Origin of the sequence: Micromonospora sp. NPDC047740 (assembly GCF_043204735.1) — a bacterium.
Taxonomy (GTDB): Bacteria; Actinomycetota; Actinomycetes; order Mycobacteriales; family Micromonosporaceae; genus Micromonospora.
In genome coordinates this window covers 106,748-117,948 of record NZ_JBIDCT010000020.1, presented here as the reverse complement: position 1 = coordinate 117,948, position 11,201 = coordinate 106,748, and the positions used below count along the sequence as shown (strand labels likewise).

Here is an 11,201-nt window from a genome sequence, read left to right as displayed (position 1 = left end):
TCAGTCCTGCCAGCCGGCGTGCCGAGCGACGGCGTCGTAGGTGGCCTTGAGGTTGCGCAGCTCCGGAAGCTCCGACTGCGGGATCTCCACCTTGAACTCCTTGTCGATGCGGGCCAGGATCTCGATGGCGCGCAGCGAGTCCGCCTGGTATTCCTCGGCGAAGTCCCCGGTGTCGGTCAGCTCGTCGGTCTCGACCTCCAACACCTCGGCGATGATCTCCCGGAGCTGCTCGTACCGCTCGTTGTCACCGGACATGTCGGCCTCCTTGGGCACTGGTGTTAGCGGGGATGGTGCGGTCGGCGCCCGTGCCGGTGCGGCCGGGTGCGGGTTCGGCGACCGCGGCACGGGGGCGGCGGGCGGCGATGAGTGAGCCGACGGTGGCGATGCGCCGCTCGCCGGCCCAGCTCTCGCCCGTGGCGAAGGCGGTGTCGGCGACAACGCGTTCCAGGCGTACGACGTGCCGGACGACGTCGCCCGGGTACGCCCGGCCCTCGACGGTGTAGTCGCGGGCACCCACGAAGAGCAGCACGGCGTCGTCGGTGAGCCGGTGCGACGGGGCGGAGCCGTCCAGCCACAGCAGCGCGGCGCTCTGCCCGAACGATTCGATGAGCAGCGATGCCGGGTAGGCGTAGTCCTCGGCGGTGGCGTCGTCGTCGAGGTGGGCGTAGCAGGGCTCGGTCGCGGTGATCGCCTTGACCGTTTCGATGGCGACCCCGGGTTCCAGACTGGTCACCCGGTCCACCAGCAGCAGCGGGTGACGCTGTGGCAGGGCGGCCCGGATCTCGGCGGCGTTCACGCGCCCGCTCCGGCGTCGAAGACGGCGCGCAGCTGGGCGGTGACCGTGCCGTCGTGCCGCCGGCCGGTGCCGCGTACCGTCCAGCCGGGCTCCGCCGTGGAAGCGGCGCCCGCGGCGGGGGCCGCCGGATCCACGTCGAGGGTGAGCTCCATCTCGTCACCGCCGAGCAGCGCCGCGAGAAACCGGATCGAGGTGACCGCGCGCAGCCGGGGGGCGCCGGGCACGGCCTGGGCCATCGCCTGGCACAGGGTCTCGACCACGAACACGCCCGGGTAGATCGGCTGGCCGGGGAAGTGCCCGGCCAGGTTCGGGTCGCGGGGGTCGACGGCGACCCGGGCGGTGATCGTCCATCCGCCGGCGCGGGGAGCGACCCGGAGCCGGTCGACGGCCGGCAACGGGGCGGCGCAGGGGACGGGGGCAGCGGGCCGCCAGGCCGGCGCCGCGGTCGCGGCGGTCACAGGGTCATCCCCCCGTCCACCTGGAACACCTGGCCGGTGACGTATCCGGCCTGGTCGGCGAGGAGGAAGTCCACCATCGCCGCGACGTCCTCGGGGCGGCCGAACCGGCGCAGGCCGATCATGCCCAGTGCCCGGTCCCGGGCCTTGGCGTCCAGCGCGTCGGTCATGTCGGTCTCGATGAACCCGGGCGCGACCACGTTGACCCGTACGCCGTAGGGGGCGAGCTCCTTGGCCAGCGACCGGCTCAGCCCGATGATGCCCGCCTTGCTGGCCGCGTACGCGGTCTGGCCGGCGTTGCCGTGGATGCCGGCGATGGAGGAGAGGTTGACGATGGCCCCGGCGCGGCGCTTCATGAACCGGAAGGCCATGGCGCGGCAGAAGTTCCAGGTGCCGCCGAGGTTGGTGTCGATGACCGCTTCCCAGTCGGGGCGGCGGGCCAGCACCAGCGGGCTGTCCCGGGTGATGCCGGCGTTGTTGACCAGCCGGCTGATCGGGCCCAGCCGCCGCTCGGCCGCGGCGATGAACGCGTCCACGGCCGCGTCGTCGGCGACGTCGCAGGGGGCGAAGTAGCTGGGCACCCCGGTCGCGGCGACCTGCGCCTCGGTCTTCTCGGCGGCCTCACTCGGGTTGCTGTAGCAGCAGGCGAGGCCGTAGCCCTGCTCGGCGAGCCGGACGGCCACCGCGCGGCCGATACCCCGTGAGGCGCCGGTCACCAGTGCCAGCGGTTGCTCGCTCACACACGCCTCCTTCGCCCGCCGCGCCCCGGCCGGGTGCCCCCGATCGGCGACGGGAACTCGTATCCCGTGCTCCTATGTTGAAGCATCTTCGGCTCGACATCAATAGATGCAGCAGGAGACACGGAAGACACTCGTAGATACTATGCAGACAGCAGCGAAAAGCCTATGACCCGTCGGGGCGCGAGGCGGCCTCCCCCAGCACGTCGCGGCTGTCCGCGCCGGCAGCCGGCGCGCCCCGGCGGATCCGGGTCGGCGTGCGGGAGAACTTCACCGCCGGGCCGGTCAGCGGCGCGGTGGCACCGTTGTGCAGCACCGTCGGCTGGAGCATGTCCCGCTCCCGCACGTGCGGATCGGCCGCGACCTCGGCCAGCGTGCGCACCCGCTCGGCCACCAGGCCCGCGGCGCGGAAGGCCGCCATCACCTCGCCGACCGGGCGGGGCCGGCACCAGGCGGCCACGAGATCGTCGACCGCGCCCCGGTTCTGCCGGCGCTGCGCGCCCCGCCCGTAGCCCGGCGCGCGGGCCAGCTCCGGCCGGCCGATCGTCTCCGCCAGCGCCCGCCAGTGCTTGTCGAGGGCGACGGACAAGTAGATGTCGCCGTCGAGACAGCGGTAGACGTTCGACGGGACCGCGAAATCGGTCTGGTTGCCCCACCGCGCCGGCGGCGCGCCGGCCGCGGCCAGCGTCAACAGGCCGCAGCTGCTGGCGAGCAGGCTGTCGAGCATGGCCACGTCGACGTGCTGCCCCTCGCCGGTGCGGTCGCGGTGCGCCAGGGCGGCCAGGGCGCCGACGGCCGCGTGCAGGCCGGCCAGCTCGTCGGCGAGGAACGTCGGCGCCCGGACCGGGCGGCCCGCCGGTTCACCGTTGAGCGACATCCAGCCGCTCGCGGCCTGCACCACCGGGTCGTATGCCGGCCGGTCGACGTCCGGGCCGTATTGTCCCCAGCCGGTGATGGAGACGACCACGATGTCCGGCCGGCTGCGGCGGCAGTCGGCGTAGCCGACGCCCCAGCCGTCCAGCGTGCCGGGCTTGTAGTTCTCCACCACGAGGTCCGCATCGCGCACCAACTCCAGGAACGCGTCCCGGCCGGCGGGGTGCCGCAGGTCCAGCCCCACGCTGCGCTTGTTCCGGTTCACCGTCTCACGGAACCAGGACAGCCCCGTGCCGGGGATCTCCGGCGGCACCTCGCCGTCGCGGCCGTGCGGCAGCTCGACCCGGACCACGTTCGCGCCCATGTCGGCGAGCAGGCTCGTGGCCAACGGGCCGGACCACACCTTGGTCACGTCCAGGACGGACAGGCCGTGCAGGGGGCCGTCCCGGTCGTCGCGGGCCTCCCGGTAGAACTCCTCGCGCCGCACGTCACACCCGGGCCAGGATCGTCGCGGTGCCCAGCGATCCCCCGCAGCACATCGTGACCAGCGCCGTCTGCGAGTCGCGGCGCTCCAGCTCGTGCAGCGCGGTGACGAGCAGCCGGGTGCCGCTGGAGCCGAGCGGATGGCCCAGCGCGATCGCCCCGCCGTTGACGTTGACCCGCTCCAGGTCGGTGTCGTGCTGCTGCGCCCAGTTGAGCACCACGCCCGCGAACGCCTCGTTGACCTCGACCAGGTCGAGGTCGGCCAGGGTCATGCCGGCGCGCTCCAGCGCCCGGCCGGTCGCCGCCACCGGCCCGTCGAGCAGGTAGTACGGATCGGCCCCCGTGACCACCTGGGCGACCAGCCTCGCCCGGGGCCGCAGCCCCAGCGCCCGGGCCCGGGCGCGGGACATCCACAGGATCGCCGCCGCCCCGTCCGACACCTGGGAGGTGGTGCCGGCGGTGTGCACGCCATCGGGCACGTTCGGCGCGAGCTTGGCCAGGCCCTCCATCGTGGTCTCGCGCAGCCCCTCGTCCCGGTCGACCCGGTGGCGCCCGGCGGAGCTGACGTCGTCCGACGCCGGCGCGTCGAGACCGACCACCTCCCGGTCGAAGCGCCCGGCCGCCCAGGCCGCCGCGGCGCGCGCCTGGGAGAGCACCCCGTACGCGTCGGCGTCGGCGCGGGTGATGCCCTGCCGGGCGGCGATCCGCTCGGCGCCGCCGAACTGCGCGCGCGGCGGGTCGTCCCACGGGTAGTCGGCGGTCTTGTAGTGGCCCGGTCCGTTGTAGAGGTTGACGCCGATCGGGACCCGGCTCATGGACTCCACCCCGCAGGCGATGCCCACGCTGATCGCGCCGCTGCCGATGAGCGCGGCGACGAGGTGGTTGGCCTGCTGGGCGGAGCCGCACGAGACGTCCACGGTCGTGCAGCCGACCGCCGGATCCCACCCGGTGCTGAGCCACGCGTTGCGGGTGACGTTCAAACTCTGCTCGCCCGCCTGGGTGACACACCCGCCCACCACCTGCTCCACGGCGTCGGGCGCGACGCCCGCGGCGTTGACGACGGCTCTGAGCACATGCCGGAGCAGCTCGACGCCCTTCAGCCCGGCCAGCGCCCCGCCGCGCTTGCCGATGGGGGTGCGGACCGCCGCGACGACGACCGGCTCGCGGTCCTCCGCGATCACCGGTCCTCCAACGTGATGGCAAGCTTCGGACAGGCGTTGGCGGCCTGCGTCACCTCGTTCCACAGCTCCTGCGGCGGGTTCTCTTGCAGCACGTGGAGGAAGTCGTCGTCGCGCACCTCGAAGACCGCCGGCGCGGCGAGCTCGCAGAGGCCGTTGCTGTCGCACCTGTCGAAGTCCACCCGTACCCGCATCGCCGCCATCCCCTCTCGGTCACGGTGCTCGTGTTCCACCGTAGTGGAGTACTCGTATCTGGGAAATACGAGCATCGTCTTTGTGAAGGCTCTTGTGTGTCTTCGGGACCGTCGATACCGTGCGTACGGATACCAGCTGGCCGGCTCCAGCCGGTGATCGGCGTACGGGAGGCTCCGTGGCTGCTCGTAAAGGCTTCACCCCTTGGCCGGCGGAGTTCGCCGACCGCTACCGCAAGGCCGGTTACTGGCGCGGCGAGGTGCTCGGCGACCTGCTCCGCCCCTGGGCCGACTGGGACGCCGAGGCCCGCGATCCCGGGCGCACCGCCGTCGTCACCCGGCATGGTCGGCACACGTACGGCGAACTCGACGCACGCGCCGACGAGCTGGCTGCGGGCCTGATCGAGCTGGGCGTGCGACCCGGCGACGCCGTGGTCGTCCAGTTGCCCAACACCGTCGAGTTCGTGGTGACCTGCGTGGCGCTGTTCCGCGCTGGCGCCCTGCCGGTGCTGGCCCTGCCGGCCCACCGGCGGGCCGAGCTGACCTACCTGGCGCAGTACGTCGGGGCCGTCGCCCTCGTCACCTCCGACCGGGTGCCTGGGGTGGACCACCGCGCGGTGGCGCAGGAGGTTAGCGCCGCCTGCCCCACCCTGCGACACGTGCTCGTGGTCGGGGAACCCGGGCCGTTCCTGGCCTGGTCGGACGTGCGCGCCCCGGCCCGGGAACTGCCCCGGCCCGACCCGCAGGACGTGGCCTTCTTCCTGCTCTCCGGCGGGACGACCGGGCTGCCCAAGCTGATTCCCCGCACCCACGACGACTACGCCTTCCAGCTGCGCGCCACCGCCGAGGCGATGTCGTTCGACCACCGGCACGCCTACCTCGCCGCGGTGCCGGTGGCGCACAACGCCGCCCTGGGCTGCCCGGGCGTGCTCGGGGCGCTAAGGGTGGGCGGCCGAGCGGTACTGTCGTCCAGCCCCAGCCCGGACGAGGCGTTCCCGCTCATGGCTCAGGAGGGGGTCACCCTCACCACCGTCATGCCGGCCGTGCTGTCGCTGTGGGTGGAGACCGCCGGCCTGTTCGACGTTGACCTGTCCGAGCTGGTCATCGAGGTCGGTGGGGCCGTGCTGCACCCCGACCTCGCCCGCGCCGTGCGCCCGGCCCTGGGTGCCACGCTCACCCACTGGTTCGGCATGGCCGAGGGCATGCTCTGCTTCACCCGCCCCGGCGACGGCGACGAGGCCGCGGCGACCACCCAGGGCACCCCGATGTGCGCCGACGACGAACTTCTCGTGGTCGATGCCGATGGCACCGCCGTCCCGCCCGGCGAGGTCGGCGAGCTGCTGGTGCGCGGGCCGTGCGCGCTGCGCGGCTACTACGCCGTACCCGAGCACAACCGGACGGTCTTCACCCCCGACGGCTTTCTCCGCACGGGCGATTTGGCGCGGATCGACGATGCGGGCCGCCTGGTCATCTCCGGCCGGATCAAGGACGTCATCAACCGGGGCGGGGAGAAGGTGATGGCCGACGAGGTCGAGGGGCACCTGCTGGCCCACGACCGGGTCCGGGCGGCGGCCGTCGTCGGAATCCCCGATCAGCGGCTGGGCGAGAAGACCTGCGCGGTCGTCGTCGCCGACGACCCGGCGCCCAGCCTGATGGAGCTGCGCAAGCTGCTGTGGGATCGGGGGCTGGCCGACTACAAGCTGCCGGACCGGCTCGAGATCGTCGAGGCGTTGCCGCTGACCACCGTCGGCAAGGTCGACAAGCGGGCACTGGCCGCCGCGGTCCTCGGCGACCTGAGCGTCACCCGGTAGCGGCGGCGCGGCATGACGGCTTCCCCCGACCGGCGTCGGCGGCCGGTGAGCCTGTGGCTGGACACGCTGCCCGCGCCGCTGCGCGAGCGGCGGCCGGCCCTGTCCGGCGACGTGCGGACGGATGTGGTCGTCGTCGGCGCCGGATTCACCGGCCTGTGGACCGCCTACTACCTGACGGAACTGGTGCCGCAGGCCTCCGTGCTGGTCATCGACGCCGAGCGAGTGGCCTACGGGGCCAGTGGGCGCAACGGCGGCTGGTGCACCACCGAGATGCCCGCCCTGCTGGCCAACCTGGTGCAGCGCTACGGCCCGATGGACGCCATGCGCTTCTACCGTGCGGGCCGGCGCACCCTCGACGAGATCGAGCGGGTCCTCGCCGCCGAGGACATCGACTGCGGGTGGCGGCGCGACGGCTCGCTCTACGTCGCCCGCACCCAACCCCAGGTGGCGCGGCTGCGAAACTGGCAGGACATGCGGCTCAAGCTCGGCATCACCGACATGGCGCTGCTGTCGCCCGCCGAGACCGCCGACCGGGTCGGCGTCGCCGGGGCGCTGCTGTCCGGCTTCACGCCGCACTGCGCGGCCGTGCAACCCGCGGTCATCGCCGCCGGACTGGCGCGGGCCGTCGAGCGGCGCGGGGTGACCATCGTCGAGGGCACTCGCGCGGTCGGGCTGCGGCCGGGCGTCGTGGTCACTGACCGGGGCACGATCCGCGCCCGCAGTGTGCTGTGCACCACGGAGGCGTACACGGGGGGACTTCCCGGGCACGCCCGCCGGGTGCTGCCGGTGATCTCCCGCGTACTGGCCACCGAGCCGCTGCCGGAATGGCGGTGGCGCGAGGCCGGCTGGCGGGACCGGGTCACCGTCGCCGACTCCCGCTACCAGTTCGCCTACTTCCAGCGCACCGCCGACGGCCGCTTGCTGGTGGGCGGCCGGGGGGCCGGCTACCGCGCCGGGTCCCGGCCGGACGCGACCGCCCGCTCCGGCGCCCGGGTCTTCGCCCGGCTGCGCGAGTCCCTGGCGGAGAGCTTCCCCGCCCTGGCCGACGCGCGCGTGAGCCACCAGTGGAGCGGCGCGTACGGGATGCACCGCGACGGCGAGCCCGCCGTGGTGTACGACCGCGACAGCGGCCTCGGCCACGCCGGCGGCTACGGCGGCGAGGGCATCGCACTGAGCAACCTCGCCGGCCGCACGCTGGCTGCCCTGGTGGCCGGGGTGAACCGGCCCGAGACGCGGCTGTTCTGGGCCGGGCACCGGCCACGCCGCTGGGAGCCGGAACCGTTGCGGGTCGTCGGCGTCCGCACGGTCAGCGCGCTGGCCACCGCCGCGGACCGGTACGAGGACCGGCTCCGGCGTACGGCGCCCCTGGCGGCAGCCGTCATGCGAACCGTCCTGTGATCGTCTTCTGCGAGAGGAACCCCGTGGTCAACGACTCCGTACCCCCGCTCAACGGCGGTACCCACATCAACCTGACGGTCCGGGACCTCGACCGCAGCACCGAGTGGTACTGCCGGGCGCTGGGCTTCACCGTCGTCCGCGACGCCCGGCCGGCCGAATCGGGGTTCACGTTCCGGACGCTACTGCACTCCCGCGCCCTGACCTCCATCGTCCTCGGACAGGCCGAACGGCCGGTCGAGGAGCCGTTCGACGAGCACCGGGTGGGGCTGCACCACCTTGCCTTCCACGTTCCCGAGCGGGAGGACCTGCACACCTGGGTGGCGCACCTGGACTCCGTGGGCGTCAGCCACGGCGGGGTGCAGGAGCTGTTCCTGGAGGCCGGGCACGGCGTGTGGCTGCGCGACCCGGACAACATCTGGCTGGAGCTGTACTGGCTCAACGCCGACTACTTCATGCGGCAGATGCGGAAGCACCACCGGGCCCGGCGGGCCGAGCGCGTCGGCGGGCAGCCGTGACGCTCCCCGACGCCGTTGCCCGGCCCCGGATCGCCGCGGTCGACCTGGCCTGCGCCGACGATCCCTATCCGGAGTACGAGCGGCTGCGTGCGCAGGGCCCGGTCGTGCGGGGCGAGTTCGGACAGTGGCTGGTGGTCGACCACGCCGCGGTCAGCGCCCTGCTGCGGGACGGCCGGCTGGCCAGCCATTTCCCCCGGGAGTTCATCCGGCTGACCCTGGGCGACGGGCCCGCGGCCGAGTTTCCCTCCCGCATCGTCCTCACCCAGGACCCGCCGGAGCACACCCGCGCCCGCCGGTTTCTCGGGCAGGCGTTCGGCCTGCCCCGGGTGCGGGCGATGACCCCGGCGGTGACCGCGCTCGTCGCGGACCTGCTCGCCCCGGCCCGCGACGCCGGCCGCCTCGACCTCGTCGCGGAGCTGGCCGTGCCGCTGCCGGTCACGGTGATCTGCCGGCTGATCGGCATCCCTGACGCCGACCGGGCGGAGGTGCTGCCCCGGGTGATCGACCTGGCCCGGGTGTTCGACGCGGCGAACCTCCAGCCCGACGAGCGCGGCGGCGTCGACGCCGCCGTCGCCTGGCTGCGCGAGTACGTCACCGACCTGCTGCGGGACGCCCCCGCCGGCGACGCCACCCTGGCCGGCATGCTCGCGGCGGCTCCGGCCGAGGAACGCGGGGACGTCGCCGGGATCGTCGACAACCTGCTGTTCCTGTTCCACGCCGGGTTCGAGACGACCATGGGGCTGGTCTCCAACGGATGCATGGCGCTGCTGGAGCATCCCGACCAACTGGACCGGCTGCGCCGGGACCCCACGCTGGTCCGGTCGGCCGTCGACGAGTTCCTCCGGTTCGACTCGCCGATCCAGAACGCGATCCGGGTGGCCCGGGAGGCCGTCGAGATCGGCGGGCACAAGATCAGGGCGGGCCGGTCGGTGATGCTGCTGCTCGGCGCGGCCAACCGCGACCCGGCGGTCTTCGACCGGCCGGCCGAGCTGGACCTGTCCCGGGCCCCGAACCCGCACCTGGGCTTCGGCGGCGGCCTGCACCACTGCCTGGGCACCGCGCTGGCCCGGCTGATGGGCGAGCTGACGTTCACCGCGCTCGCGACGCGGTTCCGCGACCTCGCCGCCGACGGCGACGCCCGCCGCCGCCAGCACGGGAGCCTGCGCTCCTTCGAGCGCCTTCCGCTGGCCGTCCGCCCCGCGTGACGCCGCCACCCGCCCACCCCGCGACAGCCGTTCCTGCCCGCGACAGCCGTTAAGGAGAAACCCGTATGGCGCAGTTGTCCACAGAGATGTACTGGCACTCCACGCAACCGACCGACGTCGGCCCGCCGCTGGACGGGGATGCCTCCTGCGACGTGTGCATCGTCGGCGCGGGCTACACCGGCCTGTGGGCAGCCCACTTCCTCAAGCAGGCCGACCCGGGCATCTCGGTGCGGGTGGTGGAGGCGGAGTTCGCCGGTAGCGGCGCGTCCGGGATGAACGCTGGGTTCGTGCAGATGACCGCCGGCAAGGTGCTGCGCCGGATGCTCTGGTACTACGGGGCGGAGAAGGCAGGTGGGGTCTACCGGGCGGTCGCCCGGTCGATCCTGGAGATCGGCCGATTCTGCCGGCAGAACGGCATCGACGCCCAGTACGAGAACACCGGCATCCTCCAGGTCGCCACGGACACCAAGCAGCTCGCGCGACTGGAGCTGCAGATCAAGCGGGCTCAGCGGGCCGGGGTGACATCGTTCCGCCTGCTCGACCGGGCGCAGGCGCAGGAGCGGATCGGCTCGCCGACCGTCGTCGGGGCGCTGAAGGTCAGCGGCGCGCTGCTCAACCCGTACCGGCTGGTGCGCGGGCTCGCCCGGGTGGTGCAGGAACAGGGTGTGGTGCTGCACGAGCAGACCCCGGCGCAGACGATCCGGAAGGTCGACGGAAAGTGGCAGATCAGCACCCCGCACGGCACGATCACCGCGGACGAGGTGGTCGTGGCGACAGAGGCCATGCAGGGCGCGTTCCCCGAGCTGTACCCGCGCCAGATGCCGGTGTGGAGCTACCTGCTGGTCACCGAGCCGCTGACGGAGGAGCAGTTGGGCCGGGTGGCCTGGCCGGGGCGCGAGGGGGTGGCGAACTCGCTGTCGTTCTCCACGGCGGCCCGACTGACGGCCGACAACCGGGTGCTCTGGGCGGGCGGCCTGTGGTACATGTTCGCCAACCGGGACACCGATCCCCGCCACCGCCGCAACGACGAGGCGTTCGACAAGCTGGGCGAGTCGTTCCGCGAGTTCTTCCCCCAGTGGCGGGACGTCCGGTTCAGCCACGGCAACGGCGGGCTCATCAGCTGGAGCCACAGCTTCATCCCGCAGTTCGGCCGAACCGACTCGGGCATGGTCTACGGGCACGGGTACACCGGCAGCGGGATCGCTGCGAGCCACACCGGCGGCAAGATCCTGCGCGACCTCGTGCTGGGCCGCAAGACCGAGTTCACCGAGCTGGCGTTCGTGACGGTCAACCAGCCCAAGTTCCTGCCCGCCCCGTTCGGTGACAAGGGCGGCGAGTTCTTCATCTGGCGGCAACGGGTCGGCGACCGGCTGCCGCTGCTGCTGCCGTACCGGGCGGCGCTGGCACCCAACCGGTTCTTTGCCCGCCGTACGGCGAGCCCCGGCCGGACCGTCGCGGAACGCGGCAGCGACTGACCCGCGACCGGCGACCGAGGCCCGCCCGGCGACGGCGCCCGCGTGCGGTGGGACCGCACCCGGGCGCCATCGCGAGCCGCTCTG

12 protein-coding genes are annotated in these 11,201 nt (G+C 73.4%); 5 read left to right on the top strand and 7 right to left on the bottom strand.

The genetic code is table 11. The features are described from left to right. The 7 genes from ACGF4F_RS30290 to ACGF4F_RS30260 all read right to left on the bottom strand — a co-directional run bounded on the left by ACGF4F_RS30290 (position 1) and on the right by ACGF4F_RS30260 (position 4,755). Positions 1-255 (bottom strand): acyl carrier protein, encoded by a 255-nt coding sequence (locus ACGF4F_RS30290; protein WP_357441751.1) that lies wholly within the window; start codon positions 253-255, stop codon positions 1-3. Continuing rightward, positions 245-796: a beta-hydroxyacyl-ACP dehydratase gene (locus ACGF4F_RS30285; RefSeq protein ID WP_357441753.1), complete on the bottom strand. Its 552-nt coding sequence runs from the start codon at positions 794-796 to the stop codon at positions 245-247. The genes ACGF4F_RS30290 and ACGF4F_RS30285 overlap by 11 nt, the downstream gene beginning before the upstream one ends. Beyond that, entirely contained in the window at positions 793-1,254 is a 462-nt protein-coding gene (locus tag ACGF4F_RS30280; protein WP_357441756.1) for a hypothetical protein, read from the bottom strand. Before ACGF4F_RS30280 ends, ACGF4F_RS30285 begins: the two co-directional genes overlap by 4 nt. After that, positions 1,251-1,991, bottom strand: coding sequence for a 3-oxoacyl-ACP reductase FabG (gene fabG, locus ACGF4F_RS30275; RefSeq protein WP_357441758.1), 741 nt, complete (start codon positions 1,989-1,991; stop codon positions 1,251-1,253). Before fabG ends, ACGF4F_RS30280 begins: the two co-directional genes overlap by 4 nt. A gap of 163 nt (positions 1,992-2,154) precedes the next feature. Then, a complete protein-coding gene (locus ACGF4F_RS30270; RefSeq protein ID WP_393082594.1) occupies positions 2,155-3,348 on the bottom strand; it encodes a CaiB/BaiF CoA transferase family protein in 1,194 nt (397 codons plus the stop codon). A gap of 1 nt (position 3,349) precedes the next feature. After that, a complete protein-coding gene (locus ACGF4F_RS30265) occupies positions 3,350-4,525 on the bottom strand; it encodes a steroid 3-ketoacyl-CoA thiolase (protein WP_357441762.1) in 1,176 nt (391 codons plus the stop codon). Then, on the bottom strand, positions 4,522-4,755 hold the full coding sequence (locus ACGF4F_RS30260; protein WP_357441764.1) for a ferredoxin: 234 nt from the start codon (positions 4,753-4,755) through the stop codon (positions 4,522-4,524). Before ACGF4F_RS30260 ends, ACGF4F_RS30265 begins: the two co-directional genes overlap by 4 nt. Positions 4,756-4,892: 137 nt before the next feature. Here ACGF4F_RS30260 and ACGF4F_RS30255 point away from each other — a divergent pair, with 137 nt between their 5' ends. The 5 genes from ACGF4F_RS30255 (at position 4,893) to ACGF4F_RS30235 (ending at position 11,117) form a co-directional block, all read left to right on the top strand. Further along, positions 4,893-6,524: an AMP-binding protein gene (locus ACGF4F_RS30255; RefSeq protein ID WP_357441766.1), complete on the top strand. Its 1,632-nt coding sequence runs from the start codon at positions 4,893-4,895 to the stop codon at positions 6,522-6,524. A 12-nt stretch (positions 6,525-6,536) separates the two neighbouring features. Then, positions 6,537-7,922, top strand: a complete 1,386-nt coding sequence (locus tag ACGF4F_RS30250) for an FAD-dependent oxidoreductase (RefSeq protein WP_357441768.1) — start codon at positions 6,537-6,539, stop codon at positions 7,920-7,922. A gap of 23 nt (positions 7,923-7,945) precedes the next feature. After that, positions 7,946-8,437 (top strand): VOC family protein, encoded by a 492-nt coding sequence (locus ACGF4F_RS30245; RefSeq protein WP_357441769.1) that lies wholly within the window; start codon positions 7,946-7,948, stop codon positions 8,435-8,437. Beyond that, positions 8,434-9,642 carry a cytochrome P450 gene (locus ACGF4F_RS30240; protein WP_357441772.1) on the top strand — a complete coding sequence of 403 codons (1,209 nt, stop codon included), beginning with the start codon at positions 8,434-8,436 and terminating at the stop codon, positions 9,640-9,642. Before ACGF4F_RS30245 ends, ACGF4F_RS30240 begins: the two co-directional genes overlap by 4 nt. A gap of 65 nt (positions 9,643-9,707) precedes the next feature. Then, entirely contained in the window at positions 9,708-11,117 is a 1,410-nt protein-coding gene (locus ACGF4F_RS30235; RefSeq protein WP_393082587.1) for an NAD(P)/FAD-dependent oxidoreductase, read from the top strand. Positions 11,118-11,201 lie beyond the last annotated feature (84 nt).